The organism is Streptomyces sp. NPDC053513, from assembly GCF_044544765.1.
GTDB lineage: Bacteria > Actinomycetota > Actinomycetes > Streptomycetales > Streptomycetaceae > Streptomyces > Streptomyces litmocidini.
The window spans coordinates 238,993-264,749 of the sequence record NZ_JBITXP010000002.1 but is presented as its reverse complement, the minus strand read 5'-3'; the positions used below and the strand labels follow the sequence as shown (position 1 = coordinate 264,749).

Annotated in this window: 25 protein-coding genes and 2 tRNA genes; 7 read left to right on the top strand and 20 right to left on the bottom strand. The window is 70.6% G+C overall.

Annotated elements, in window-relative coordinates; genetic code table 11:
* Nucleotides 1-33: 33 nt before the first annotated feature.
* The 5 genes from ACIGW4_RS04435 to ACIGW4_RS04415 form a co-directional block, all read right to left on the bottom strand.
* Entirely contained in the window at nt 34-1,350 is a 1,317-nt protein-coding gene (locus ACIGW4_RS04435; RefSeq protein ID WP_399578410.1) for a class E sortase, read from the bottom strand.
* Nucleotides 1,347-1,985: an aminodeoxychorismate/anthranilate synthase component II gene (locus ACIGW4_RS04430; RefSeq protein ID WP_123453533.1), complete on the bottom strand. Its 639-nt coding sequence runs from the start codon at nt 1,983-1,985 to the stop codon at nt 1,347-1,349. Before ACIGW4_RS04430 ends, ACIGW4_RS04435 begins: the two co-directional genes overlap by 4 nt.
* Complete coding sequence (locus ACIGW4_RS04425; RefSeq protein WP_030206689.1) at nt 1,982-2,143, bottom strand: hypothetical protein; 162 nt, start codon at nt 2,141-2,143, stop codon at nt 1,982-1,984. Before ACIGW4_RS04425 ends, ACIGW4_RS04430 begins: the two co-directional genes overlap by 4 nt.
* Nucleotides 2,144-2,207: 64 nt before the next feature.
* On the bottom strand, nt 2,208-2,885 hold the full coding sequence (locus ACIGW4_RS04420; protein WP_398708010.1) for a class E sortase: 678 nt from the start codon (nt 2,883-2,885) through the stop codon (nt 2,208-2,210).
* A 33-nt stretch (nt 2,886-2,918) separates the two neighbouring features.
* The gene (locus ACIGW4_RS04415) at nt 2,919-3,686 is read right to left on the bottom strand and encodes a DUF881 domain-containing protein (protein ID WP_123453537.1); all 768 of its coding nucleotides are present in this window, start codon (nt 3,684-3,686) and stop codon (nt 2,919-2,921) included.
* 140 nt (nt 3,687-3,826) lie between these two features.
* Here ACIGW4_RS04415 and crgA point away from each other — a divergent pair, with 140 nt between their 5' ends.
* Complete coding sequence (gene crgA / locus ACIGW4_RS04410) at nt 3,827-4,078, top strand: cell division protein CrgA (RefSeq protein WP_093875148.1); 252 nt, start codon at nt 3,827-3,829, stop codon at nt 4,076-4,078.
* 372 nt (nt 4,079-4,450) lie between these two features.
* Here crgA and ACIGW4_RS04405 read toward each other — a convergent pair whose 3' ends face one another.
* The gene (locus tag ACIGW4_RS04405) at nt 4,451-5,314 is read right to left on the bottom strand and encodes a rhomboid family intramembrane serine protease (RefSeq protein WP_123453539.1); all 864 of its coding nucleotides are present in this window, start codon (nt 5,312-5,314) and stop codon (nt 4,451-4,453) included.
* Between the two features lie 22 nt (nt 5,315-5,336).
* Complete coding sequence (locus ACIGW4_RS04400; RefSeq protein ID WP_123453541.1) at nt 5,337-5,864, bottom strand: peptidylprolyl isomerase; 528 nt, start codon at nt 5,862-5,864, stop codon at nt 5,337-5,339.
* 196 nt (nt 5,865-6,060) lie between these two features.
* Between ACIGW4_RS04400 and ACIGW4_RS04395 the strand changes: the two genes are divergently transcribed.
* Nucleotides 6,061-6,777 (top strand): DUF5324 family protein, encoded by a 717-nt coding sequence (locus ACIGW4_RS04395; RefSeq protein WP_399578407.1) that lies wholly within the window; start codon nt 6,061-6,063, stop codon nt 6,775-6,777.
* A gap of 490 nt (nt 6,778-7,267) precedes the next feature.
* Here ACIGW4_RS04395 and ACIGW4_RS04390 read toward each other — a convergent pair whose 3' ends face one another.
* Both ACIGW4_RS04390 and ACIGW4_RS04385 read right to left on the bottom strand, forming a co-directional pair.
* Nucleotides 7,268-7,642 carry a DUF6344 domain-containing protein gene (locus ACIGW4_RS04390; protein ID WP_123453545.1) on the bottom strand — a complete coding sequence of 125 codons (375 nt, stop codon included), beginning with the start codon at nt 7,640-7,642 and terminating at the stop codon, nt 7,268-7,270.
* A gap of 274 nt (nt 7,643-7,916) precedes the next feature.
* A tRNA-Ala gene (locus ACIGW4_RS04385) sits at nt 7,917-7,989 on the bottom strand.
* A 128-nt stretch (nt 7,990-8,117) separates the two neighbouring features.
* Between ACIGW4_RS04385 and ACIGW4_RS04380 the strand changes: the two genes are divergently transcribed.
* Both ACIGW4_RS04380 and ACIGW4_RS04375 read left to right on the top strand, forming a co-directional pair.
* Nucleotides 8,118-8,666, top strand: coding sequence for a DNA-binding protein (locus tag ACIGW4_RS04380; RefSeq protein ID WP_123453547.1), 549 nt, complete (start codon nt 8,118-8,120; stop codon nt 8,664-8,666).
* Nucleotides 8,667-8,730: 64 nt separating this feature from the next.
* Nucleotides 8,731-10,131: a serine/threonine-protein kinase gene (locus ACIGW4_RS04375; RefSeq protein WP_399578405.1), complete on the top strand. Its 1,401-nt coding sequence runs from the start codon at nt 8,731-8,733 to the stop codon at nt 10,129-10,131.
* A gap of 4 nt (nt 10,132-10,135) precedes the next feature.
* On the opposite strand, the gene ACIGW4_RS04370 is transcribed toward ACIGW4_RS04375, so the two are convergent.
* The 11 genes from ACIGW4_RS04370 to dnaA form a co-directional block, all read right to left on the bottom strand.
* Nucleotides 10,136-11,443 (bottom strand): hypothetical protein, encoded by a 1,308-nt coding sequence (locus ACIGW4_RS04370; protein ID WP_399578403.1) that lies wholly within the window; start codon nt 11,441-11,443, stop codon nt 10,136-10,138.
* A gap of 182 nt (nt 11,444-11,625) precedes the next feature.
* On the bottom strand, nt 11,626-11,760 hold the full coding sequence (locus ACIGW4_RS04365; protein WP_003958712.1) for a DLW-39 family protein: 135 nt from the start codon (nt 11,758-11,760) through the stop codon (nt 11,626-11,628).
* 159 nt (nt 11,761-11,919) lie between these two features.
* Nucleotides 11,920-11,993, bottom strand: a tRNA-Ile gene (locus tag ACIGW4_RS04360).
* A gap of 102 nt (nt 11,994-12,095) precedes the next feature.
* Complete coding sequence (locus ACIGW4_RS04355; protein WP_123453553.1) at nt 12,096-12,671, bottom strand: DUF3566 domain-containing protein; 576 nt, start codon at nt 12,669-12,671, stop codon at nt 12,096-12,098.
* Between the two features lie 105 nt (nt 12,672-12,776).
* Nucleotides 12,777-15,368, bottom strand: a complete 2,592-nt coding sequence (gyrA, locus tag ACIGW4_RS04350; RefSeq protein WP_123453555.1) for a DNA gyrase subunit A — start codon at nt 15,366-15,368, stop codon at nt 12,777-12,779.
* 41 nt (nt 15,369-15,409) lie between these two features.
* Nucleotides 15,410-17,440 (bottom strand): DNA topoisomerase (ATP-hydrolyzing) subunit B, encoded by a 2,031-nt coding sequence (gyrB, locus tag ACIGW4_RS04345; RefSeq protein WP_123453557.1) that lies wholly within the window; start codon nt 17,438-17,440, stop codon nt 15,410-15,412.
* Between the two features lie 399 nt (nt 17,441-17,839).
* Nucleotides 17,840-18,394, bottom strand: coding sequence for a DUF721 domain-containing protein (locus ACIGW4_RS04340; RefSeq protein WP_123453559.1), 555 nt, complete (start codon nt 18,392-18,394; stop codon nt 17,840-17,842).
* Nucleotides 18,391-19,512, bottom strand: coding sequence for a DNA replication/repair protein RecF (gene recF, locus ACIGW4_RS04335; RefSeq protein ID WP_123453561.1), 1,122 nt, complete (start codon nt 19,510-19,512; stop codon nt 18,391-18,393). The genes ACIGW4_RS04340 and recF overlap by 4 nt, the downstream gene beginning before the upstream one ends.
* Before the next feature lie 59 nt (nt 19,513-19,571).
* A complete protein-coding gene (gene gnd, locus ACIGW4_RS04330; RefSeq protein ID WP_123453563.1) occupies nt 19,572-20,450 on the bottom strand; it encodes a phosphogluconate dehydrogenase (NAD(+)-dependent, decarboxylating) in 879 nt (292 codons plus the stop codon).
* Between the two features lie 158 nt (nt 20,451-20,608).
* Complete coding sequence (gene dnaN, locus ACIGW4_RS04325) at nt 20,609-21,739, bottom strand: DNA polymerase III subunit beta (RefSeq protein WP_041130169.1); 1,131 nt, start codon at nt 21,737-21,739, stop codon at nt 20,609-20,611.
* 985 nt (nt 21,740-22,724) lie between these two features.
* A complete protein-coding gene (dnaA, locus tag ACIGW4_RS04320; RefSeq protein WP_399578401.1) occupies nt 22,725-24,503 on the bottom strand; it encodes a chromosomal replication initiator protein DnaA in 1,779 nt (592 codons plus the stop codon).
* 397 nt (nt 24,504-24,900) lie between these two features.
* Between dnaA and rpmH the strand changes: the two genes are divergently transcribed.
* Genes rpmH through yidD form a run of 3 tightly spaced genes read left to right on the top strand, consistent with a single transcriptional unit; the run spans nt 24,901 to nt 25,754 of the window.
* Nucleotides 24,901-25,038, top strand: coding sequence for a 50S ribosomal protein L34 (gene rpmH, locus ACIGW4_RS04315; RefSeq protein WP_007265229.1), 138 nt, complete (start codon nt 24,901-24,903; stop codon nt 25,036-25,038).
* Nucleotides 25,039-25,059: 21 nt separating this feature from the next.
* Nucleotides 25,060-25,431 carry a ribonuclease P protein component gene (gene rnpA / locus ACIGW4_RS04310; protein ID WP_123453567.1) on the top strand — a complete coding sequence of 124 codons (372 nt, stop codon included), beginning with the start codon at nt 25,060-25,062 and terminating at the stop codon, nt 25,429-25,431.
* Nucleotides 25,428-25,754 (top strand): membrane protein insertion efficiency factor YidD, encoded by a 327-nt coding sequence (yidD, locus tag ACIGW4_RS04305; RefSeq protein ID WP_093875133.1) that lies wholly within the window; start codon nt 25,428-25,430, stop codon nt 25,752-25,754. The genes rnpA and yidD overlap by 4 nt, the downstream gene beginning before the upstream one ends.
* The last annotated feature ends 3 nt before the right edge of the window (nt 25,755-25,757 follow it).

Here is a 25,757-nt window from a genome sequence, read left to right as displayed (position 1 = left end):
TCGTCCCGTCGTCCCGTCCGGAGGTGTGGGGTCTCAGCCTACGAGCGCTTCCGGCTTTCCCTTGCTGCGCGGGCGTTCGTCGACCAGCCTGCCCCACACGATCATGCGGTAGGTGCTGGTGAACTCCGGTGTGCAGGTGGTCAACGTGATGTACCGGCCGGGCCCCTTGAAGCCGGACTGCTTCGGTACGGGTTCGATCACCGAGACGTTGGAGGGCGAGGTCTGCGGCAGGATGCTGGCCATCTCGTACGTGTAGTACGCGCTCTGCGTCTCGACGACGATCGGGTCCCCGGGCTTCAACCGGTTGATGTACCGGAAGGGTTCGCCGTGGGTGTTGCGGTGGCCGGCCACCGCGAAGTTGCCCTGCTTGTCGGCCGGCATGGCCGTCTTGAGCTTGCCCTCGCCGTAGTGGCCGACCATGCCCTTGTCGAGGACGTCGGTCTTGCTGATGCCCTCGGCTACGGGGACGACGACGTCGAGCTTGGGGATGTACATGATGGCGAAGCCCTTGCCGGGCTCGAAGGCCCCCGGTTCGGTCTTGTCGTCGCCCTTGGCCCAGGTGTCCTCGATCTGTGCCTTGGCCCTGTCGGTCTCCTGTCCGGCCCGGATGTTCGTCCACCACAGCTGGTAGGTGACGAAGAGGAGCATGACGACGCCGAAGGTGATGAAGAGTTCTCCGACGACCCGGCTGGCGACGACGCCGACGCTCTCCTTGGCGGCGCGGGCGGCCCGCCGGGCCTCCACGCGGGAGAGGGGGCGTCCTTCGGCGGCGGACGGAGAGGCGGTCGCGGGGGCGGCGCCCCGGGTCCTGCCCCGGCCGCCCTTGGCGGCACGCCGGCGCTCGGCCCGCCCGGGGCCCGGGGACGGCGGCTCGGCAGGGCCCTCCACGGCCCGCAGGGGCATCGTCTCGTCCGGCGGGGCCGCCGGGGGTTCTTCCGCCTCGTACGGGCCGTACGGGGGCCCGTAGGGGCCCTCTTGGGCGACGCCCCCGCGGTGCACCGGCTCCTCGTACGCGTACGGCTCGGCGGTCGCGTACGGCTCGGCGGCCGTGTAGGGCTCGACGTACGGCTCGGTTTTCGGCGCGTACGGATCACCGGGGGCGTACGACTCGGCGACGGGCGCGTACGGTTCGGCGGCGGCATACGGCTCGGCGTACGGCTCGGCGTACGGCTCGGCGGCAGGCGTGTTCGGCGTGTACGACTCGGCGTACGGCGCGTACGGCTCGGTGTTCGGCGCGTACGACTCGACGTTCGGCGCGTGCGGCTCGGCGGCAGGCGCGTGCGGGTCCCCGGTTATCGGCTCCGGCCCCGGCCCGTTCGACGGCCGGAACCACGGCGAGCCCGTCGTCACGCGACGGCCTTGCCCACCACCGGAGCGAGCCCCGCCGACCGGCCGACCGCCCCCTTGTCGCCGCACTGCTCCAGCCAGTTGGCCAGCATCAGGTGTCCGTGCTCGGTGAGGACCGACTCGGGGTGGAACTGCACTCCCTCGACGGGCAGTTCACGGTGGCGCAGCCCCATGATGATGCCGTCCTCGGTCCGCGCCGTGACCTCCAGCTCGGCCGGCAGGTCGGCGGGCTCGGCGGCCAGGGAGTGGTAGCGGGTCGCGGTGAACGGCGAGGGCAGACCGGCGAAGACGCCCTGGCCCTCGTGCGTGACGAGCGAGGTCTTGCCGTGCAGCAGCTCGGGCGCGCGGTCGACGACGCCGCCGTAGGCCACGGCCATCGACTGCATGCCGAGGCAGACGCCGAAGACGGGCACGCCGGTGTCGGCGCAGTGCCGGACCATGTCGATGCAGACGCCGGCCTGCTCGGGCGCGCCGGGCCCGGGAGAGAGCAGGACGCCGTCGAAGCCGTCCTGGGCATGGCTCAGCTCGACCTCGTCGTTGCGGAGGACTTCGCACTCGGCGCCGAGCTGGTAGAGGTACTGAACGAGGTTGAAGACGAAGCTGTCGTAGTTGTCGACGACGAGAATTCGCGCGCTCACTGGCCGTCCACCGTCACATCGTTGAACGGAAGCAGAGGCTCCGCCCAGGGGAACACGTACTGGAAGAGGACGTAGACGATCGCGAGGACCAGCACGATCGAGATCAGCGCCCGTACCCACGCGTTGCCCGGCAGATGCCGCCAGATCCAGCCGTACATGACGTCGACCGCCCCTTCCGTTCGTTACGGGGACCAGAGTACGGGGCGAGCGGGCCGCGGGGGGTCAGCTGCCCAAAGCCTGTGGACGGCCGTCGGTCACCGGGCGGGTGGCGTCGAGGTGCGCCCAGACGATCAGCCGGTGGCTGCTGCCCCACTCGGGGTCGCAGGTGGTGAGGGTGAGATAGCGCCCGGGACCGTCGAAGCCGGACTTCCCGGGGACGGGGTCGACGACGGCGGTGTCGTCGGGGACGGTCCGGTAGGGGCCGCGGTCGATCCGGTAGGTGAACCAGGTCGTGCCGTCGGTGAGGACGATCGCGTCGCCGGGGCGCAGCCGCGGGAAGTCCTTGAAGGGGTCGCCGTGGGTCCGGCGGTGGCCGGCGACGGCGAAGTTGCCGGTGGCTCCGAGCGGGGCGGTGCGGGTGTAGTGGCCGAGGCCCCGTTTCAGGACGTCGGGGCCGGTGCCTTCGAGGACGGGCCATTCCCAGTCGCGGCCGAGCCGGGGGACGTACATGACGGCGAAGCCCTTGCCGGTGGCGTACGGCGCCGGTGTGCGCGCGGGAGCGGGTGCGGCGGCGACGGGCGTGCCGGCCCACTCCCGCTGGAGGGTGTCGATCTGGGCGGCGCCGGCGCTGTCGGCCTGGACGCCGGTCCAGTAGAGGAGGTACGCGACGAAGAGGACGACCAGGGCGCCGGCGGTGATGCACAGCTCGCTGAGGCTCCGTACGACCAGTCGTACCGTCACGGCCCCGGCTCCCCCCGGTCGACCACCGGCGCGTCAGCTCACCGGCTTCGCGTAGTGGAGGTCCACTGTGCCCGAGTAGCCGGGAAGAGTCACCGCCCTGTGCTCGTCGACTTTCCAGCCGAGGCCGTACGCCTTGACGTACAGCTGGTAGTTCTGGAGCGCGGGGGACTCCGCGAGGGCCTTGGTCAGCTTCCCCCGGTCACCGACGGCGGTGATCCTGTAGGGCGGGGAGTAGACGCGGCCCTGGAGGATCAGGGTGTTGCCGACGCAGCGCACGGCGCTGGTGGAGATGAGCCGCTGGTCCATGACCCGGATGCCTTCGGCGCCGCCGTGCCACAGGGCGTTGACGACGGCCTGGAGGTCCTGCTGGTGGATGACGAGGTCGTTGGCCTGCGGTTCGGGGTAGCCGGGGGCCGCCTGGGCGTTGGGCGGGGCGTCGTCGAGGGTGACGGTGAGGCCGGGGCCGGCGACCTCGGTGGTCCCGGCCTTCGCCTCCAGCGCGTCGAGTTTCTCGTCCTCCGCGCGCGTGGAGCCGTCGTCGCGGGCGGCGAGGGAGTCGACCTGGGTGCGGAGGGCGGCGGTGGACTCGTCGAGTCCGGCGTTCTTGTGGCTGCGTTCCTCGATGAGGTCGGAGAGCCGCAGGAGCGAGGCGTCCGTCCGGAGGTTGGTGCCCTTGGCGGTGTTGAAGCTCGTGACGAAGATCAGTCCGGCGAGGGCGAAGACGGCAAGGGTGAGCACTCGGACGGGGCGCCACCTCGTGGTGCGGCCCGGCCTTTCGGGAGTGTCGGCGGAATTGCTCAACGTACCCTGATCCCCTTCGGTGCCGCGGAACCACTACGCTAACGGACGCCTGGGGGACGCAGTCGTCCTCCTTCGTCACATCCCGGCGCCAGCCACAGTTCCCTGCGCGGTCACGCAGCGCATCGACAGGAGAGTCCCTCGTGCCGAAGTCACGGATCCGCAAGAAGGCCGACTTCACGCCTCCGCCCGTCAAGGCCACCAACATCAAGCTGACCAATCGCAGCTGGGTGGCGCCCGTGATGCTGGCGCTGTTCGCCATCGGGCTGGTGTGGATCGTGGTCTTCTACGTCACCGACGGTTCCATGCCGGTCGAGTCGATCCGGAACTGGAACATCGTGGTGGGCTTCGGCTTCATCGCGGCCGGCTTCGGCGTCTCCACGCAGTGGAAGTAGCGGGCTCCGACGTCTCCCCGCAGTGACGGCAGGCGGGCTTCGACGTCTCCCCGCAGCAGCGGAAACAGGGACGGTCCGGGCGATCTAGCGGTCGCGCGGGCCGCTCGTCAAGTTCTCCCCCGAGCTTATCCACAGAGTTGTGCACAGCACTGGATAACTTACGAAGATCTGTGGATAACTCGGCATCAGGTTGACGCCGGTATGACCGGAATCACCCATGAGGTTATCCACAGTGCCCCTCGTCTCCCTGGGGAAACACCAGGTCAGAGGCGAGGGGCGCTGTCTTTCCCCACGCAGCGGACAGGGCTCGCCACACACTGTGGATAACTCTGGGGAAAGCTCACCGAAGAGCTCTTCCACAGGTGTGCATGCTCAGGTGAGCGCTGCCGAACGGGCTAGCACGATCCCCAGGTCGATCAGGAGCACCAATCCACAGGCCCCGTACTGCACGAGGTCCCGACGGGCCCGCGGCGCGTGCACCATCGCGTACGCCACCAGGGCGCCGGCCACCAGACCGCCGACGTGCGCCTCCCACGAGATCCCCGGACGGGTGAACGTGAAGAGCAACGACAGCGCCACGAAGAGGGCCACCGGCCGCATGTCCTGCCGCCGGCGCCGGGCCAGTACGGCCCAGGCTCCGATCAGGCCGTAGACGATGCCGGAGGCGCCCAGCGAGAACTGGTTCTGCGGGGAGAGCAGATAGGCCAGCGCGGAGCCGGAGAGCCCGGCGAGCAGACAGAGGGCCGCGTACCGGATCCGCCCGAGCTCGGGTTCGACGATCCCGCCGATCACCCACAGGCCCATCATGTTGAAGAGGAAGTGCGGGATCTCCTGGTGGAGGAAGGCGGAGGTCAGCAGGCGGTACCACTCGCCGTCCGAGACCCCGACCAGCTCACCGGTCGGCAGGTACGCGCCGCCGATGAGCGCCAGGTCGTCGACGAGCCGGTCGCCCACCACCTGGACGGCGATGAACAGCGCCAGGTTGATCGCGATGAGGATCTTGGTGACGAACCGCTCGTCCGACGCCACCCGGCCGCCGGCGAGCGTCCGGGGCTGGTTGGCGTCGGGGGCGTGGCCCGTCCCCGAACCGCCCCGCACGCACTCGGGGCACTGGAAGCCGACGGAGGCGGAGATCATGCACTGCGTGCAGATGGGCCTCTCGCAGCGGGCGCAGCGGATGCCGGTCTCGGCCTCCGGATGGCGGTAGCAGCGCAACAGACCGGGCTGCGTGTCCATGGCAGGTCCCGTCCCTTCCGCCTCAGCGCTTCTCGATCACCACGGAGTCGACGGTCACGTCCTGGAGCGGACGGTCGGTGTGCGGGTCGGTGGCGGTGGCCGCGATGGCGTCCACGACCTTCCGGCTCTCCTGGTCCACGACCTCGCCGAAGATGGTGTGCTTGCGGTTCAGCCAGGTCGCGGGGCCGACGGTGACGAAGAACTGCGAGCCGTTGGTGCCCGGGCCGGCGTTGGCCATGGCAAGCAGGTAGGGGCGGTCGAAGAAGAGCTCCGGGTGGAACTCGTCGGCGAACTCGTAGCCCGGCCCGCCCGTTCCGTTCCCCAGCGGGTCGCCGCCCTGGATCATGAATCCCTTGATGACCCGGTGGAAGACCGTTCCGTCGTAGAGCGGGTCCGAGGAGACCTTGCCGGTGGCGGGGTGCGTCCACTCGCGCTCGCCGGAGGCGAGTTCGACGAAGTTCCGGACCGTCTTCGGGGCGTGGAACGGCAGCAGCCGCACCTCGATGTCGCCCAGGCTCGTCTTGAGGATCGCGTACAACTGCTCGGCCACGGTCGCCTTCCGTCCACGTCGTCTCGCGCCATGCCACGCACGTCGTCCGGCGTCATGTCACGGCTGTCTCTGGCGTGTCCGATCCTCGCATGCCCCGGATGCCAGCCCCACATGCCGGAGCTCGCTCCGGCGGGCATGATTCCGAAAAGGATGGAAAGGCGAAAAACCGACATCGCCACCGAGGAGGAGGAACCCCGTGACCCGCATGGACAGCGTGCGCGCCGCGACAGGATCGGCGAAGGAAAGCGTCCTGCACGCCGCGGAAGTGGTGGCGCCGTACGCCGGCACGGCCAGGGACCAGGCCACGTACTACGCGCAGGAGGCGCGGTCGTGGGCCGCGCCGAAGGTCTCGAAGGCCGCGCAGCAGGCACGCGCGCAGGCTCGTGCGCAGTACGACTCGTATGTCGCACCGCATGTACCGCCACGGGTCGACGCGGCCGCACACCGTGCGGCGGTCAAGACCCGCCAGGCCGCCCGTCAGGCGGCCGACTACACCGTTCCGCGCGTCGAGAGCGCGGTCGCCGCGACCGGTCCCGCCCTTGAGGAGGCCGGGTCGCGTTCCACCGCCGCCTGGGCCGCGCTGCGCGGTCAGGTGACGCCGGAGGAAATCCAGAAGATCGTGAAGAAGCACGAGCGTCGGGCCAGGGCCGGACGCCTCGCCAAGGGACTCGTCGTCCTCGGCGTACTGGTCGGCGGCGCGTTCATCGCCTGGAAGTGGTGGGACAAGCAGGCCAATCCCGACTGGCTGGTCGAGCCTCCCGCTCCGACCGAGACGGACGAGACGGACGAGACGGACGAGGACTCCTCGCTGCCGTCCGTCGACGGCGGTGGGGCCCCGCTCGACGCGGAGGCGGAGGCCGACGCGGATGCCGCGGCCGCCGCAGAAGCCGCCGAACGCGACGAACGCCGCTGACCGACCACTCCTCCTGCCGGGGTCCTACCGGGGTCGTACTGGGTACTGCCGGGGCCGTACTTGGTCCTGCCGGGTGCTGCGGGGTTCTGCCGGGTCCTGCGGGGTTCTGCCGGGTCCTGCGGGGTACTGCGGGGTCCTGCCGGGTCCTGAGGAGGTCCTGCCGGGGCTTGCCGAGCACCGCTGGGTCCCGCCGGGTACTGGCGGGGTCCTGCCGGGCGCTGGTGGGGGCCTGCCGGGTACTGACGGGGCCTGCCGGGCCTTGCCGCGTACCGCTGACGTCCTGCCGGGCCCTGCCGAGATGCCGCCGGACCGTACGGACTCTGCCGGGCTCGGCCGAGGTCCTGCGGGGTCCTGGCGAGGTGCCGCCCGGTCGTACGGAGGTGTTCGCCGACCCTGCCGCGGGCTTGCCGGCCCTGGCACGGGTCTGCCGGTCCTGCCGCGGGGTTCCGCGGGTGGGGTGCGGGGAGTACGCGTCGTGGCTCCCCACCCCCTACGCCGCCGCGGCGAGCGCGAGCTCGGTCAGCGCGGTCGGGTCGCTCTCGACCCCGGCGGACGACGAGGACCGCTGCCGCGCGGAGGGAGAGGCACCGTGGGCCTCGGCGGCGATGCGCTGCTTGATGGTGGGCGGCAGGGAGCGGTCCCCGACGAGCGGCCACCGGCGCGCCCGCTGTGCCGGTACGGGGGCGAGCGCGCGCTCCACGGCGGCAGCGGCGGGAACGGCCGCGGGGGCGGCGGGCTCCTCGGGCTGCTGGACGGCGGGCTGCCCGGCCGCGGCGGCGGTGTTCGCCAGGCCGACGGAGGCGAGGAGGGCGAAGAGGACGGAGATGAAGGCGGTCCAGAACTGCTTGACCTTGGCGGTGGCCATGGCCCCTCACTTTCGTGACGTTCCCGGATGGTTCATTTCGGGTTGCGCGCTTTACATACCTTTCTCATGATGTTGATGCGGTCCGGATTTCCGCGGACCGACGCTGCCGCCGCGCAGTTCTTCCGATGAACACCACCCGTCCGGCCCTGCGCCGCCCGGTCACCCAGCGCCACGGCGCCCCGCCGCGAGGCCGCCTCCCCGCCCCCGAGGCCCCCCTGGAACGCGAAAGACCCCCTTGACCTGCGCTGCCGCAGGTCAAGGGGGTCTGTCCGAGTGGAGCCTAGGGGAGTCGAACCCCTGACATCTGCCATGCAAAGACAGCGCTCTACCAACTGAGCTAAGGCCCCGGAACGAGGACAGCGTACCGGGTCACCCCCCATGTCCGGCAAAAGGATTGGGACTCCCGGTGGGCGACCACTCTCCGTAAGATGCTGACCGGGGTTCGCAGTGGCGAACCAAGGGATGGGGAGAAGCAATGGACGCAGCGCAGCAGGAAGCCACGGCAAGAGCCAGAGAGCTTCAGCGCAGTTGGTACGGAGAGCCGCTGGGGGCGCTCTTCCGTCGCCTGATCGACGACCTCGGGCTCAATCAGGCCAGGCTCGCGGCCGTGCTCGGGCTCTCCGCGCCCATGCTGTCCCAGCTGATGAGCGGCCAGCGGGCCAAGATCGGCAACCCGGCCGTCGTCCAGCGCGTCCAGGCCCTCCAGGAGCTCGCCGTCCAGGTCGCCGACGGCACCGTCAGCGCCGCCGAGGCCACCGACCGGATGGACGAGATCAAGAAGTCCCAGGGCGGTTCCGTCCTGACCGGCACGGCCCAGCCGACCACCGGCTCGGGCGGCCCGACCGTGCGCCGCGTGGTCCGCGAGATCCAGTCCCTGTTGCGCTCCGTGGCGGCCGCCGGCGACATCATCGACGCCGCCGACTCGCTCGCCCCGGCCCACCCGGAACTGGCAGAGTTCCTCCGGGTGTACGGCGCCGGGCGCACCGCCGACGCGGTCGCCCACTACGAGTCGCACCAGAACTGACGCGGGCCCGGCAGTCGGCCGGCACCGCGTGAAGCCGACGCAGACGGGGAGCGGACGCAGCGCGATGGGTGAGGTCTTCGCCGGCCGGTACGAGCTGGTCGACCCGATCGGGCGCGGCGGGGCGGGCGCCGTGTGGCGCGCCTGGGACCACCGGCGCCGCCGCTACGTGGCGGCCAAGGTGCTCCTGCAGAGCGACGCGCACACGCTGCTCCGCTTCGTCCGCGAGCAGGCGCTGCGGATCGACCATCCGCACGTCCTCGCCCCGGCCAGCTGGGCCGCCGACGACGACAAGGTCCTCTTCACCATGGACCTGGTGGCCGGCGGCTCGCTGGCCCACGTCATCGGGGACCACGGGCCGCTGCCGCCCCGCTTCGTCTGCGCCCTGCTCGACCAGCTGCTCTCGGGCCTGGCCGCGGTGCACGCCGAGGGGGTCGTGCACCGGGACATCAAGCCGGCCAACCTCCTCATGGAGGTCACCGGCGCCGGGCGGCCGCACCTGCGGCTGTCCGACTTCGGCATCTCCGTGCGCAAGGGCGAGCCCCGCCTCACCGAGACCGACCACGTGGTGGGGACGCCCGGCTACTTCGCGCCGGAGCAGCTCCTCGGGGCCGAGCCGGACTTCACCGCCGACCTCTTCGCCGTCGGGCTGGTCGCGCTCTATCTGCTCAAGGGCCGCAGGCCGGACTCCCGGGCGCTGGTCGAGCACTTCCTCGCGCACGGCACCCCGGGCGCGCCGGAGGGCGTTCCGGAGCCCTTGTGGCAGGTGCTGGCAGGGCTGCTCCAGCCCGATCCGCAGGCCCGCTTCCGGACGGCCACGGGAGCGCGCAAGGCGCTGGGCTCCGCCGTGGAGATGCTGCCCGAGCCGCGCCCCGACGAGCAGCCGGTGGAGATCCTCGACCAACTGGGCCCCCTTCCGGCCGGATTCGGCCCGGAGGGCCCCACGGCTTCCACAGGTCCTGCCGGTCCTGCCCGTCCCGCCGGGCCCACGAGCCCCACAGGCACCCCAGGCCCCACGAACCCCGCAGAGCCCGCGGAGCCACCGCGCCCCGCCGGTACGGGCCCCGCCGCGTCCGCGCCCGCCCCCGGGCCCGTACCGGCCCAGGAACCGCCCGTGCCCCCCGTACAGCCGCAGCAGCCCCCACCGCAGCCCCGGCCGTACCCGTCCCATCAGCTCGCCGCCCAGGCCCCGGTGGCCCCGCCGCTGCCCGGGCCCTCCGAGACGGGCAGCTTCCATCTGCCTCCGCCGGTCCCGCACCCGGCCCCGGTCCCGTCCTTCGCGCAGGCGCCCGCCGCCCCGGCGCCGTACGGACCGGCTCCCGCCCCTCCGTACGTCCCCCAGCCCGTCCAGGTCCCCGCTCCGGCCGCCGTACGCAGGCCGGGACCGCCCCCGAAGGTGGCGGTCCCGGTGCTCCTGGTCGCGCTGGTCTGCCTCGCGGTCGGGTTCTGGGCCCTGACGCGGGTCTGAGGGCTCAGGCCCGGCGCCGGGCCAGCAGGGTCCAGGCCCCCAGCCCGAGCAGCAGTGCGGTCCCGGTGCCGATGCCGGCGGTCGCGACGATCGCCATCGTGCCGTTCGTCGTGGCCGACGCCCCGGTGGCGCCGTTCACGGCGGCCTCCCGGTCGTCCGCCGTCACCGAGAAGATCCCGGGGTCCGCGTCGTACGGGGGAGCCTGCTCCGGGCTGCCCTCGACGTTCACCCGGAGCGTCAGCGGCACCGGCTTGTCGCCGTACTCGGCGGCGACCTCCGGGCTCAGCGTCGCCGACAGGTAGTACCAGCCGGCGAACCGCATGCCGCTGGTGGCCTCCTGGTACGAGGTGCGGTTCTCGTGGGCGACCGGCCGCAGCGGGTCGAGCGTCAGTGTGGTGGGCTCCCCGTCGTAGCTGACCGTGTCCATGTCGACGAAGCCGAGGGCCGGGTTGTCGACCGAGAGGGCGAGCGCGTTGCTCACGGAGTCCCCCTTGGCGCCGCTGCCCAGTTCGGCGCTGGCGAAGAGCTGCTGCCCCCAGTCCACCGGCACCCGGTAGAAGAGGGTCTGGCCGGGCCGGATGTCGGCCCGCCACTCGCCCTCGCGCAGGGCGACGGCCTCGTGGAACCCGGCGCCTCCCTGCCGCCTCTGCTGGCCTCCGGCCGGCGGCGCGGGCGTGCCCGACGGCCAGGCCTCGGGGAGGGCGGTGGGGCCGGCCTGCTTGAGGAGGGGCTCGGTGACGTACCGGATCTCCAGCTCCCAGTCGTCCGGGGTGGAGGTCGCCGCCGCGTCGCGCTCGACGAGCACGTAGTAGGCGCCCTGCTTCTGGCAGCTGGAGGAGTCCGGGTCGACGATCCGGCGGGCGTAGGCGGCGAGCGGCCTGGGGTACCGGCCGGAGCCGAAGTCGACCTGCTGGTAGCCGCAGTCGGCTCCGGTGTTGTCCTGGATGCCGACCTTGAAGCCGTCGCCGTACTCGACCTTGCCGCCGGGCTTGGGGACGGCGACGACGGAGACGTACGCGTTCCGCTTCGTGTCGAGGTCGACCCGGTAGTAGACCTTGCCGTCCTTCTCGAGGGTGTCGCGGTACGTCCGGCCGGTCTGCAGCGTCTTCGCGTCGAGGCTGGAGGAGGCGCCCTGGATCCGCTGGGCCGAACCGTCGAAGGCGTACGGCGGCACGGCCGACCCCCCGGCGGCCTGGGCGGCCCCGGTGGCCTGGGCGGGCAGGGCCGTCACCGTGCCCATCGCCGCGGCCGCCGCGATCAGGGCCCCCGCCCTCCGGCCGATCCCGGTCCGCCTCCCGGCCTGCGTACCCACGCGTCCCTCCCGTTCGTTCCCGCCCTGCGGTGCCGGTCCATCCTGCCTTTCGCGGGACCTCCGCACGACGACTTCGCGTGAGCGGGCACACGATTCGCGCGGGCGAACACCGGGGGGCCGAGACGCAGTGAAGCCCCGCTCCGCTCATGCGGCCGGGGCTTCACCCACAGAGTGTGTGTCGCTCAGACACCGGAACCTGCGGGCACGGAGTCGGTCGCCTCCGTCCACAGGTCCTGCTCGGCGCGATCCGCCTGGATCTGGCGGTACACGAGGAGCCCGCCGATGGCGGCCAGTGCGACCAGGAGAAGCTTCTTCACCGCGCGACCTCGTCTTTCGTTGACGTAGGAGACTTCTGACGCCCACTCTACACATCGACCGATACCGATCGGTGACCTGTGCGGACTTCGCACCCCTGCTTCAAACCTCATACAAACAAATCGACCCGGATGGAGTACCATCCGGGTCGATCCGATCTGTGGGGCTAACAGGATTTGAACCTGTGGCCTCATCCTTATCAGGGATGCGCTCTAACCAACTGAGCTATAGCCCCGCCGCGCTCTGCGGTTTTTCGTGTCCGCCGCGCTGACTCCTGAACATTAGCGCACGTGGGGGCCAGTCCCAAAATCGGTGCCCGGGCCCGGCCCCCCGCGGACTACTCGTCCTCCGCCAGCGTGAGCTCCACACCGCCCACGAAGCCGGCCGACAGGTTGTAGATGAAGGCGCCCAGCGTCGCGAGGGCCGTCATCAGAACCACGTCGATCACGGCGATCACCGAGGTGAACATCAGGACCCGCGGCAGCGACAGGAAGGACTGCAGGTCGAAGCCGTTGGACTCGTTCGAGCCCGTGGCCTCGCTGATCGTGCCGCCGACCGTCGAGAAGACGCCCATGGCGTCCATGACCATCCACAGCACCGCGGCGGCCACGACCGTGCAGATGCCGAGCGCGATGGAGAGCAGGAAGCTCACCTTCATGACCGACCACGGGTCGGCCTTGGCCACCCGCAGCCGCGCCTTGCGCGTCCTGGGCATCGTGCGCGCCCCGGTCCGCGGCCGGCGCACGGCCCCGGTCTGCCCGCCCTGCGTACCGCCCGCAGGCGTGCCGCCCGCGGGCGTGCCGTACGCCTGCGGCGGGTGGTAGGGCCCGCTCGGCTGCCCCTGGGGGCGCTCGCCGGGCAGTGGCCCGTTGTACGTCTCGTACGAGGGCTGCTGCCCCCGAGTGTCCGTCACCGCAACCCCCTGGGAGTCCGTGGCGGAACCACGGGCACCGTTCGCTCCAGCACCAGCAGAAGCTCCGGCAGCCGCCGATCCGGCGCCCGTGGCTCCACTCACGCTCTACTCCTCGTGCTCCCCGGTCGAGGGCTCCGTGCCCTCGACCGCCTCGACCTCGGCCGCCTCCAGGGCGCCCTCGGCATCGTCGACGTCCTCGTCGTCGCCACCGGCCTCGGCGTTCCGTGCGATGCCGACGACGGCATCGCGCTTGCCCAGGTTGATCAGCTGGACGCCCATGGTGTCACGGCCGGTCTCCCTGACTTCGTTGACTCGCGTACGAATCACACCGCCGGACAGCGTGATGGCGAGGATCTCATCGGTCTCCTCGACCACCAGCGCGCCCACGAGCGAGCCGCGGTCCTCCACGATCTTGGCGGCCTTGATACCGAGGCCGCCGCGGCCCTGGACGCGGTACTCGTCGACGGGGGTGCGCTTCGCGTACCCGCCGTCGGTCGCGGTGAAGACGAAAGTACCGGGCCGGACGACATTCATCGAGAGAAGCTCGTCGTCCTCGCGGAAACTCATCCCCTTGACGCCCGAGGTGGCGCGTCCCATCGGGCGCAGCGCCTCGTCCGTCGCGGTGAAGCGGATCGACTGCGCCTTCTTCGAGATGAGCAGCAGATCGTCCTCGGAGGAGACCAGCTCGGCGCCGATCAGCTCGTCGTCGCTGCCGTCCTCGCGCTCCCGCAGGTTGATCGCGATGACACCGCCGGAGCGGGGCGAGTCGTAGTCCTTCAGCGCGGTCTTCTTCACCAGGCCGGCCTTGGTGGCGAGCACCAGGTACGGCGCGGCCTCGTAGTCGCGGATCGCCAGGATCTGGGCGATCTGCTCGTCCGGCTGGAAGGCCAGCAGGTTGGCCACGTGCTGGCCGCGGGCGTCCCGGCCGGCGTCCGGCAGCTCGTACGCCTTGACCCGGTAGACCCGGCCCTTGTTGGTGAAGAAGAGCAGCCAGTGGTGGGTGGTGGAGACGAAGAAGTGGTCGACGATGTCGTCCTGCTTCAGCTTCGTGCCGCGCACGCCCTTGCCGCCGCGCTTCTGCGAGCGGTAGTCCTCGGTCTTCGTCCGCTTCACGTAGCCGCCGCGCGTGATGGTGACGACGATGTCCTCCTCGGCGATCAGGTCCTCGATGGACATGTCACCGTCGAAGGGCACCAGCTTGGAGCGGCGGTCGTCGCCGAACTTCTCGACGAGCGCGGCCAGTTCCTCGCTGACGATCGCGCGCTGCTTCTCCGGCGAGGCCAGGATCGCGTTGTACTCGTCGATCTTCGCCTGGAGCTCGTCGTGCTCGGCGACGATCTTCTGGCGCTCCAGGGCGGCGAGCCGGCGGAGCTGCATCTCCAGGATCGCGTTGGCCTGGATCTCGTCGATCGAGAGCAGGTCCATCAGACCCGTGCGCGCGACCTCGACGGTCTCGCTGCGGCGGATGAGCGCGATGACCTCGTCGATCGCGTCGAGGGCCTTGAGCAGGCCGCGCAGGATGTGGGCGCGCTCCTCGGCCTTGCGCAGCCGGAACCTGGTCCGGCGGACGATGACCTCGATCTGGTGCGTCACCCAGTGGCGGATGAACGCGTCGAGCGAGAGGGTGCGCGGCACGCCGTCGACGAGCGCCAGCATGTTCGCGCCGAAGTTCGTCTGCAGGTCGGTGTGCTTGTACAGGTTGTTGAGGACGACCTTGGCGACGGCGTCGCGCTTGAGCACGATCACCAGGCGCTGGCCGGTGCGGGACGAGGTCTCGTCGCGGACGTCGGCGATGCCGCCGATCTTGCCGTCCTTCACCAGGTCGGCGATCTTCTGCGCGAGGTTGTCCGGGTTGGTCTGGTAGGGCAGCTCCGTGACCACCAGGCACTGGCGGTTCTGGATCTCCTCGACCTCGACGACGGCGCGCATGGTGATGGAGCCGCGTCCGGTGCGGTACGCCTCCTCGATGCCCTTGCGGCCGACGACGAGCGCGCCGGTGGGGAAGTCCGGGCCCTTGATCCGCTCGATCAGTGCGTCGAGGAGTTCCTCGTGGGTGGCCTCGGGGTGCTCCAGGGCCCACTGGGCGCCGGCCGCGACCTCGCGCAGGTTGTGCGGCGGGATGTTGGTGGCCATGCCGACGGCGATGCCGGCGGAGCCGTTGACCAGCAGGTTCGGGAACCGGGCCGGGAGGACCGTCGGCTCCTGGTTGCGGCCGTCGTAGTTGTCCGTGAAGTCGACGGTCTCCTCGTCGATGTCGCGGAGCATCTCCATCGACAGCGGCGCCATCTTGCACTCGGTGTAGCGCATGGCGGCGGCCGGGTCGTTGCCCGGGGAGCCGAAGTTGCCGTTGGAGTCGACGAGCGGCAGGCGCATCGACCAGGGCTGGGCGAGGCGGACGAGCGCGTCGTAGATCGAGGAGTCGCCGTGCGGGTGGTACGTGCCCATGACGTCGCCGACGACGCGGGCGCACTTGTAGAAGCCCTTCTCGGGCCGGTAGCCGCCGTCGTACATCGCGTACAGCACGCGCCGGTGGACGGGCTTGAGGCCGTCCCGTACGTCGGGCAGCGCGCGGGACACGATGACGGACATCGCGTAGTCGAGGTACGAGCGCTGCATCTCGGTCTCGAGCCCGACGGGCTCGATCCGCAGCACGGGCTCCTGCTCTTCGGTGGTGCCGGAGGTGTTCTCGTCGGCCATTGCTGGTCTTCAGTCCTTTCGTACGGTCAGCTGAGACCGACTCAGATGTCGAGGAAGCGAACGTCCTTGGCGTTGCGCTGGATGAAGGAGCGCCGTGCCTCGACGTCCTCACCCATCAGCACCGAGAACAGGTCGTCGGCCTGGGCGGCGTCGTCCAGGGTGACCTGGCCGAGCACGCGGTGCTCGACGTCCATGGTGGTGACGCGCAGCTCCTCGGCGTTCATCTCGCCGAGACCCTTGAAGCGCTGGATCGAGTCCTCGCGGATCCGCTTCCCGTTCTGCTTGCCCAGCTCGACGAGCGCGTCCCGCTCCCGGTCCGAGTACGCGTACTCGAAGTCGTCCCGGCCCCACTTGATCTTGTAGAGCGGCGGGCGGGAGAGGTAGACGTGCCCGGCCTCGACCAGCGGCCGCATGAAGCGGAAGAGGAAGGTCAGCAGCAGGGTGTTGATGTGCTGGCCGTCGACGTCGGCGTCTGCCATCAGGATGATCTTGTGATAGCGGAGCTTCTCGATGTCGAAGTCCTCGTGCACGCCGGTGCCGAAGGCGGAGATCAGCGCCTGGACCTCGGTGTTCTGCAGGATCTTGTCGATCCGCGCCTTCTCGACGTTCAGGATCTTGCCGCGGATCGGCAGGATGGCCTGGTACATCGGGTTGCGGCCGGACTTGGCCGAGCCGCCGGCGGAGTCGCCCTCGACGATGAAGATCTCGCACTTGGACGGGTCGTTCGACTGGCAGTCGGACAGCTTGCCCGGGAGGGAGGCCGACTCCAGGAGGCCCTTGCGGCGGGTCAGGTCGCGCGCCTTGCGCGCGGCCACGCGCGCGGTGGCGGCGGTGATGCCCTTGCGGATGATGTCCGCGGCCTCGATGGGGTTGCGGTCGAACCAGTCCGTGAGGTGCTCGAAGACGACCTTCTGGACGAAGGTCTTCGCCTCGGTGTTGCCGAGCTTCGTCTTGGTCTGGCCCTCGAACTGCGGCTCGCCGAGCTTGATCGAGATGATCGCGGTCAGACCCTCGCGGATGTCGTCACCCGTGAGGTTGTCGTCCTTCTCGCGGAGCAGCTTCTTCTCGCGCGCGTACTTGTTGACGAGCGTCGTCAGCGCGGCGCGGAAGCCCTCCTCGTGCGTACCGCCCTCATGGGTGTGGATCGTGTTCGCGAAGGAGTACACGCCCTCGCTGTACGAGGAGTTCCACTGCATCGCGATCTCGACCGAGAGCAGGCGCTCCTTGTCCTCGGCCTCGACGTCGATGACGGTGGGGTGGATCAGGTCGCCCTTGCGCGAGTTGAGGTATTTCACGAAGTCGACGATGCCGCCCTCGTAGTGGTACGTCACCGTGCGCGCGGTCGGCTCGGCGGCGGCCTCGGCGTCCGGGTCGTCGGCGCCCACCGTGGCCTTCGCGGACTCGCGCTCGTCCGTGAGCGTGATCGTCAGGCCCTTGTTGAGGAAGGCCATCTCCTGGAAGCGGCGCGAGAGCGTCTCGAAGGAGTACTCGGTCGTCTCGAAGATGTCCGGGTCGGACCAGAACGTGACCGAGGTGCCGGTCTCGGAGGTCTCCTCGTGCTGGGCGAGGGGCGCGGTGGGGACGCCCATCTTGTAGTCCTGCGTCCAGCGGTGGCCGTCCGTCTTGATCTCGACGGAGACCTTGGTGGACAGGGCGTTCACGACCGACACGCCGACACCGTGCAGACCGCCGGAGACGGCGTAGCCGCCGCCGCCGAACTTGCCGCCCGCGTGCAGGACCGTCAGCACGACCTCGACGGCCGGCTTGCCCTCGGACTCGACGATGCCGACGGGGATGCCGCGGCCGTTGTCGACGACGCGGACGCCGCCGTCGGCGAGGATCGTCACGTCGATGGTGTCCGCGTGACCGGCCAGGGCTTCGTCGACCGAGTTGTCGACGACCTCCTGCACCATGTGGTGCAGACCGCGCTCACCGGTCGAGCCGATGTACATGCCAGGGCGCTTGCGCACCGCATCCAGGCCCTCGAGCACCTGGATGTTGCTGGCGGTGTACTGGTTGTTCTCGTTGGGGTTGCCGGAATCGGCCACGAAGCGCCCTTTCTGGCACAGCACAAGCCGTTCTCCGGGCATACGGGAGCGGCTGCGTCGTTCGACATGTTCCGCAGGGTGGCGGGATTGTCTCCCAGTCTACCGGTAGCGCCGACACTCATGGGGGTTTGCCGGTACCTGAATGCGCATGTGCCGCCCTGGGCGGGAGCGAGACGACTCCCCATATCCGGATAGGGGCTCCAGAGGCCCCAGACGGCCACCCAGCGCTTCGGCCGGTGACCCGTTGTGGGCACCGCGTCGGCGCCCGGCCGCGGGCAGTCGTTCCGCCGCGTCGCGGGCATGCGTTCGCCGGGGTGGAACGGGTGGGCGGAACGGGTGGGCACAACGCCACCCGCGCGGCGCCCGACTGCTTGGGCCCGCACCGTGGCGGCCCCCGTGACGGGCCCCCGGACGCCCGGCGCCTCAGCCGTACGTGTCCCCGGGCCCCACGGACCCCGGCGCCCGAAGCGGTCCGTACCCCCGCCGGGGGGCACCCGGCCCCAGCACCTTGATCATCCGCACGGTCCCGTGCCCGAGGTCCTCGTTCAGGCGGGCGACCAGTCGCGGCGCGAGCAGCCGCAGCTGCGTCGCCCAGGCCGTCGAGTCGCACTGCACCGTCAGCACCCGCGCGTCCGGCTCGTCGTCGAACTTCAGCGGTACGCAGTGCTTCGCCAGGTCCTCCCCGACGATCTGCGGCCAGCGGCCCATGACCCCGCCGACCGCCGCCGGGGTCTCCCAGCCCCGCTCGGTGATCAGCCGGTTGATCGCGGCGCCGAGCGCCATCGGGTCGCGCCCGTCGGCGCGCGCGCCGGAGCGCAGTCCGCCCCCGCGCCGGGCCTGGTTCTTCTGCGCCGCCGCCGCGCCCCGCGCCTTCGCCTGCTCCTTGGCGGCGCGCAGCGCGACCCGGGCGAGGTCGACGCCCGAGGGTTCCGGTGCGGCGGGACTGTCCACAGCCTGGGGAAGCTTTTCCTCGCTCACGCCCGCTCCACCGTCCCGCCGGACACGGCGTACCGGGTGCCCGTGAGCACGCCCGGCACATCGTCGTCGACCGCCGCCGTGACGAGCACCTGCTCGCCCGGCGCCACCAGCTCCGCGAGCCGCTCGCGCCGTCGCGCGTCCAGTTCGGCGAAGACGTCGTCGAGGACGAGGACCGGCTCGTTGCCCTCGGCGCGCAGCAGGTCGTACGAGGCGAGGCGGAGCGCCAGCGCGTACGACCAGGACTCGCCGTGGCTCGCGTACCCCTTCGCGGGGAGCTCGCCGAGCTTCAGGAGCAGCTCGTCCCGGTGGGGCCCCACGAGCGTGACGCCCCGCTCGACCTCCTGCTTGCGGACCTCGGCGAGGGCGGCGAGCAGCTGCTCGTACAGCGCCTCGCGGGTGTGCCCGGTGCCCGGCGCGGAGGGACGGTACTCGAGGAGGACCGGTCCGCCGCCGGGCGCGAGCTGCTCGTACGCCTTGTCGGCGAGCGGCTGCAGTACGGCGATGAGGTCGAGCCGCTGGGCGAGCAGCTCGGCGCCCGCCCTGGCCAGGTGCTGGTCCCACACGTCCAGGGTGGACAGGTCCATGCCCCGGCCGCCGTGCCGCCGGGCCATCGCCGCGGACTTCAGGAGCGTGTTGCGCTGCTTGAGGACGCGCTCGTAGTCGGAGCGCACGCCCGCCATGCGCGGCGTGCGCGCCGTGATCAGCTCGTCGAGGAAGCGCCGGCGCTCACCGGGGTCGCCCTTGATCAGGGCGAGGTCCTCGGGGGCGAACAGCACGGTCCGGACGATTCCCAGGACGTCACGTGGTCTGACCTGCGAGGACCTGTTGATGCGGGCGCGGTTGGCGCGGCCCGGGTTGAGTTCCAGCTCGACCAGCTGGGAGCGCTCGCCCTGGGTGACGGCGGCGCGGATGACCGCGCGCTCCGCCCCCATCCGGACGAGCGGGGCGTCGGAGGCGACGCGGTGGCTGCCGAGGGTGGCGAGGTAGCCGACGGCCTCGACCAGATTGGTCTTGCCCTGGCCGTTCGCGCCCACGAAAGCGGTGACGCCCGGGTCGAGCGGGACCTCGACCCGGGCGTAGGAGCGGAAGTCGGCCAGCGAGAGATGCGTGACGTGCATGGTGGGCGCCGACCTTCTTCCCCCGGCGGCCGTGCACCGCGGGGTGCACAGCCTGTGGATTACTTCTTCGTCTCGACCGCGTGGCCGCCGAACTGGTTGCGCAGCGCGGCGATCATCTTCATCTGCGGGGAGTCGTCCTGACGGGAGGCGAACCGCGCGAACAGCGACGCGGTGATCGCCGGCAGCGGGACGGCGTTGTCGATGGCGGCCTCGACCGTCCACCGGCCCTCGCCGGAGTCCTCCGCGTAGCCCCGCAGCCCGTCCAGGTGCTCGTCCTCGTCCAGCGCGTTCACCGCGAGGTCGAGCAGCCAGGAGCGGATGACCGTGCCCTCCTGCCAGGAGCGGAAGACCTCGCGCACGTCGGTGACGGAGTCGACCTTCTCCAGGAGCTCCCAGCCCTCGGCGTAGGCCTGCATCATGGCGTACTCGATGCCGTTGTGGACCATCTTCGCGAAGTGGCCGGCGCCGACCTTGCCCGCGTGGACCGAGCCGAACTCGCCCTCGGGCTTCAGCGCGTCGAAGATCGGCTGGACCTTCGCCACGTGCTCGGCGTCGCCGCCGTACATCAGCGCGTAGCCGTTCTCCAGGCCCCAGACGCCGCCGGAGACGCCGCAGTCGACGAAGCCGATGCCCTTGGCCGCGAGCTCCTCGGCGTGCTTCTCGTCGTCCGTCCAGCGCGAGTTCCCGCCGTCCACGACGATGTCGCCGGGGGAGAGCAGCTCGGCCAGCTCGTCGATGGTGGACTGGGTCGCGGCACCGGCCGGGACCATGACCCACACGACGCGCGGACCCTTGAGCTTGCCCACAAGCTCTTCGAGGCTGTGGACATCGGCGAGGTCCGGGTTGCGGTCGTATCCGATGACGGTGTGGCCTGCGCGGCGGATGCGCTCACGCATGTTGCCGCCCATCTTGCCGAGACCGACGAGACCGAGCTCCATCAGAGATTCCTTAAGCGTCGTGTGCGGTGTACCCGGGTCCGAGCCTACGCCCGGACCCCCGTGCACACCTGTGGGGTCAGCCGCTCAGGCGACGACCCCCGGGGGAGCGGGCTCAGCCGCTCCCCGGGAGGGGGCTCGACCGCTCCCGGGGAGGGGCCTCAGCCGCTCAGCCGCACCGGCATGATCAGGTACTTGTAGGCCTCGTCCGCCTCCGCGTCGAGCGCGGGCTTGCCGCTCAGCAGCGCCGGCTTCGTGGAGGTCGTGAAGGAGAGCTGGGCGACCGGGGAGTCGATCGCGCTCAGGCCGTCCAGCAGGAAGGTCGGGTTGAAGGCGATCGAGATGTCGTCGCCGTCCAGCTGCGCGTCCACACGCTCCACAGCCTGTGCGTCGTCGCTGGAGCCGGCCTCCAGGATCAGCACGCCCTGCTCGAAGCTCAGCCGGACCGGGGTGTTGCGCTCGGCCACCAGGGCCACGCGCTTCACGGCCTCGACGAAGGGGGCGGTCTCGATCACCGCGACCGAGTTGAACTCGGTGGGGAAGAGCGTCCGGTACTTCGGGAGGTCGCCCTCCAGGAGGCGGGTGGTGGTGCGGCGGCCCGCGCCCTCGAAGCCGATGAGGCCCTCGCCCTTGCCGGAGCCCGAGAGCGCCAGGGTCACCGTGTCGCCGCTGGTGAGCGCCTTGGCGGTGTCCAGGAGGGTCTTCGCGGGCACCAGGGCGACCGCGGAGGCGTCCGGGGACTCCGGCTTCCACAGGAACTCGCGGACCGCGAAGCGGTAGCGGTCGGTGGAGGCCAGGGTGACCGTGTCGCCCTCGATCTCGATGCGCACACCGGTGAGGACGGGCAGCGTGTCGTCACGGCCGGCGGCGATGGCCACCTGCGCGGCGGCGGAGGCGAAGACCTCGCCGGGGACGGTGCCGGTCGCGGTGGGCATCTCCGGCAGCGCCGGGTACTCCTCCACAGGCAGTGTGTGGAGCGTGAAGCGGGAGGATCCGCAGACCACGGTCGCCCGTACACCGTCTGTGGAAATCTCCACGGGACGGTTGGGGAGGGCGCGGCAGATGTCGGCGAGCAGCCGGCCGGAGACGAGGACCGTGCCGTCCTCCTCCACCTCGGCCTCGACCGAGACCCGCGCCGAGACCTCGTAGTCGAAGCTCGAGAAGCTCAGGGCGCCGTCCTCGGCCTTCAGGAGAAGGCCCGCGAGCACGGGCGCCGGCGGACGGGCCGGAAGGCTGCGGGCCACCCAGGCCACCGCCTCCGCGAGTACATCGCGCTCCACCCGGATCTTCACCGGAACCGCCTCCTGCTGTTGCTGGCTCTTCGTCGACTGCGGGAACCAGTCTGACGTACGCCACCGACACTCGGTGCTGCTCGGGGTCAAGTCGAGACGAGAGCGCGACGGAGCTCCGGCGCCGAGTTGTGCACAGGTCCCACTTCGAAGCGAATTCCGGGCTAACTCTATGTGGGAGTAGTAGTAGGGCCTGTGGAAACCGTGGATAACCCCGTTTCCCCAGCTCAGGCCCAGTTTTTTGTCCACCGGCCCTGTGGGTGGTGTCCGTGGACAACCGGGGGTCTCTGTGGACACCCGAAAGTTCTGCACAGCCGGTACACAGGCCATGGGGAGTTCTCCCCAGCGCTGTCCCCAGCTTTCCCCAGGTTCCCCACAGCCCAAACGTCTCCCTTGGTGTGACCGCTTTCACTCGTCTCAGTGAGCAGACGTGTTTCGTTGCCGAACAGTGGACAGCGGTGTGGAGAAGCTGTGGGCAACCGACTCCTCCCTGTGGGTGCCCGGTGGACAACTCTCGGGGCGCCCTGTGGACGGAGGATTCATCCACAGCCTGTGGAAATCGTTTGCCAACAATTCCACAAGGGTCTGACCTGGAGTGATGGCCTGTCACCAGGCGGACCTGTGGACACAATCCGGATAACTCGACAGTCCCCACCCTGTGGACGGGAGATCATCCCGCAATCTGTGGAGAACCTGCCACCGGAACGCGGGAATCGAACAGGCCGGTGCCGGCTGTGGATCGCGGACGCGGTCCGGGACGCCTCCGGGGAGGGCGCGGGACGCCTCCGGGGACGGCGAAAGGGGCTCCCGGAGGACGGCGGAGGGAGCTCCTGGGGGAGGCGAAGACCGTTCCAGGGAACGGCGGAGGGTGTCCCCAGGAACGGCGGAGGGTGCTCCCGGGGACGGCGAAGGGCGCCCCGGGAGGTGTCCCGGAGCGCCCTGGAGAGGTCATCGGAGGCCCGTACGAGGAGGCCCTGGTGACCCGGCGTCAGCCGTTCTTGATGCGGTTGGTGAGTTCGGTGACCTGGTTGTAGATGGAGCGCCGCTCCGCCATCAGGGCGCGGATCTTCCGGTCCGCGTGCATCACCGTCGTGTGGTCGCGGCCGCCGAACTGCGCGCCGATCTTCGGCAGCGACAGGTCCGTGAGCTCACGGCACAGGTACATGGCGATCTGCCGGGCCGTCACCAGGACGCGGCTGCGCGAGGATCCGCAGAGGTCCTCCACCGTCAGACCGAAGTAGTCGGCCGTGGCCGCCATGATCGCGGGAGCCGTGATCTCCGGCGAGCTGTCCTCGCCGCCGGGGATCAGGTCCTTGAGGACGATCTCGGTGAGTCCGAGGTCCACCGGCTGCCGGTTGAGGCTCGCGAAGGCCGTCACCCGGATCAGCGCGCCCTCCAGCTCACGGATGTTCCGCGAGATCCGGGAGGCGATGAACTCCAGTACCTCCGGCGGCGCGTTGAGCTGCTCCTGGACCGCCTTCTTGCGGAGGATCGCGATGCGCGTCTCAAGCTCCGGCGGCTGCACGTCGGTGGTGAGGCCCCACTCGAAGCGGTTGCGGAGCCGGTCCTCCAGGGTGACCAGCTGCTTGGGCGGCCGGTCCGAGGAGAGCACGATCTGCTTGTTCGCGTTGTGCAGGGTGTTGAAGGTGTGGAAGAACTCCTCCTGCGTCGACTCCTTGCTCGCCAGGAACTGGATGTCGTCGACGAGCAGGATGTCCACGTCGCGGTAGCGCTTGCGGAAGGCGTCGCCCTTGCCGTCGCGGATCGAGTTGATGAACTCGTTGGTGAACTCCTCGGAGCTCACGTAGCGCACGCGCGTGCCCGGGTAGAGGCTCCGTGCGTAGTGCCCGATCGCGTGCAGCAGGTGGGTCTTGCCGAGACCCGACTCCCCGTAGATGAAGAGCGGGTTGTACGCCTTCGCCGGCGCCTCGGCCACCGCGACGGCGGCCGCGTGCGCGAACCGGTTCGAGGAACCGATGACGAACGTGTCGAAGAGGTATTTGGGGTTCAGCCGCGCGTGCTGCTCGCCCGGGGCGCCGGCGCCCTGCCCGGAGGACGGGGAGCCGTGGCCGCCGCCCGGCACACCGCCCGGCCCGGGGACCGTGGTGCCGGGCCGGGGCCCGGGCCGCGGCCCGTGGTTCTGCGGGTCGGGCAGCTCGGCGCGCTCGGGCCGTTGCTGCTCGTAGCCGCGGGCGGGCTCGTCGTAGCGGGTCCCCCGGGACTGCTCCGGACCGGTGTACGGGGCGCGCTCCTGGTAGCCGCCGAGCCGGGGCTGCTGCCAGGAGAGGTCCTCCTGGGTGCGCGGCCAGGCGCCGGGGTCGGGCCGCTGCTGCTGGTAGTCCGGGTAGGCGGGGCGTGCGGCGGGCAGCCCGTCGTCGGGCATCGGCCGGTGGCCGTAGCCCTCGTACTTCTCGTACGGCTCGGGCTGGGCGCGCTCGTCGTAGCGGGACTGCTGCGGCTGCTGCACCGGGGGCGCCGGCGGAGTCGGCTCGCCGACGGAGTCGTCGACGGTGATCGCGATCCGGATCGGCCGGCCGCACTCACGGCTCAGGGTCTCGCTGATCAGCGGGGCGAGCCGGCCCTCCAGGACCCGCTTGCCCCACTCGTTGGGGACGGCGAGCAGGGCCGTGTCCGCGACCAGGGCGAGCGGCTGGCAGCGCTCGATCCACTGCTTGTCCTTGGGCTCGATTCCCTGCTGGCCCTCGGCGAGGAGGTGCTCCAGGACGCGTGGCCACACTGCGGCAAGATCGGCAGGTACGTCAGCCACAGGGCACGCTTTCTCGCAGGTCCCACGAAGGCGTGGTTCGTGGGACAGGGGGTCGAAGTCCGTGAGGATGGGTCCGTCGAGGACAGGTGAGGACAGAACGGAATAAAGATTGTGGAGGTCGTCCACGGTAGTCGGGGCGGATGACGTGGTTCAAGTTGTTGTCCACAGCCTGTGCACAATGGGGGGTGGCGACAGGTCGGTTTGACCGGATGGCGTAGCCGCGCGTACCGTAACCAGGTCGAGTTGTCGATGGCTGCTGCCGCCTGCCTCCGATGGGCAAAGATCACGGTCAGTGATCGTGTAGCGGTGCACTCGGGCGTATTGCGAGCTACTCGTGGGCGCACGGTGACAGCCAGGCGATGTCCCGCCATCTACGAATCATTTCTGGAGCCCCCGAGTGAGCAAGCGCACCTTCCAGCCGAACAACCGTCGTCGCGCGAAGACCCACGGCTTCCGCCTGCGCATGCGTACGCGTGCCGGTCGCGCCATTCTGGCGAACCGCCGTTCCAAGGGTCGCTCGGCGCTGTCCGCCTGATCCACTTAAACAGGTCATGACGTGCTGCCTACCGAGAATCGGCTGAGGCGGCGCGAGGACTTCGCAACCGCGGTACGCCGAGGTCGCCGGGCCGGTCGCCCGCTCCTCGTCGTCCACCTACGCAGCGGTGCCACGGACCCGCACGCGCCTGGGGAGAGCGCTCCCCCGACGCGTGCGGGTTTCGTCGTGAGCAAGGCCGTGGGCGGGGCGGTCGTACGCAACCAGGTGAAGCGACGCCTGCGCCATCTCGTCCGCGACCGCATCTCCACGCTGCCCCCCGGTAGCCTGGTGGTCGTACGGGCGTTGCCCGGAGCCGGCGACGCCGACCACGCACAGCTGGCCCGAGACCTGGACGCCGCTCTCCAGCGGCTGCTGGGAGGGGGCACGCGATGAAGTACCCGCTGCTGGCTCTCATCAAGCTGTACCAGTGGACGATCAGCCCTCTCCTGGGCCCCGTCTGCCGGTACTACCCGTCGTGTTCCCACTACGGATTCACGGCCATCGACCGGCATGGCGCGATCAAGGGCACGGCCCTGACCGCCTGGCGCCTCCTGCGGTGCAACCCGTGGTCGCCCGGCGGAGTGGACCACGTCCCCCCGCGCAAGCGTCCCCGCTGGCACGAGATGCTGCGGAACGCGCTGCGTGGCGACAAGGGCGGATCCCCCGTCGAGACGAGCCCGGCCGCCGAGACCTCGCCCAATGCTCAAGGAGCCTGATTA

Excerpts from the sequence above, each read along its gene's own strand:
- ACIGW4_RS04425 (WP_030206689.1), bottom strand. The coding sequence starts at position 2,143 with ATGTACGGCTGGATCTGGCGGCATCTGCCGGGCAACGCGTGGGTACGG.
- ACIGW4_RS04405 (WP_123453539.1), bottom strand. The coding sequence starts at position 5,314 with ATGGACACGCAGCCCGGTCTGTTGCGCTGCTACCGCCATCCGGAGGCC.
- ACIGW4_RS04390 (WP_123453545.1), bottom strand. The coding sequence starts at position 7,642 with ATGGCCACCGCCAAGGTCAAGCAGTTCTGGACCGCCTTCATCTCCGTC.
- ACIGW4_RS04380 (WP_123453547.1), top strand. The coding sequence starts at position 8,118 with ATGGACGCAGCGCAGCAGGAAGCCACGGCAAGAGCCAGAGAGCTTCAG.
- ACIGW4_RS04375 (WP_399578405.1), top strand. The coding sequence starts at position 8,731 with ATGGGTGAGGTCTTCGCCGGCCGGTACGAGCTGGTCGACCCGATCGGG.
- gyrA (WP_123453555.1), bottom strand. The coding sequence starts at position 15,368 with ATGGCCGACGAGAACACCTCCGGCACCACCGAAGAGCAGGAGCCCGTG.
- recF (WP_123453561.1), bottom strand. The coding sequence starts at position 19,512 with ATGCACGTCACGCATCTCTCGCTGGCCGACTTCCGCTCCTACGCCCGG.
- gnd (WP_123453563.1), bottom strand. The coding sequence starts at position 20,450 with ATGGAGCTCGGTCTCGTCGGTCTCGGCAAGATGGGCGGCAACATGCGT.
- yidD (WP_093875133.1), top strand. The coding sequence starts at position 25,428 with ATGAAGTACCCGCTGCTGGCTCTCATCAAGCTGTACCAGTGGACGATC.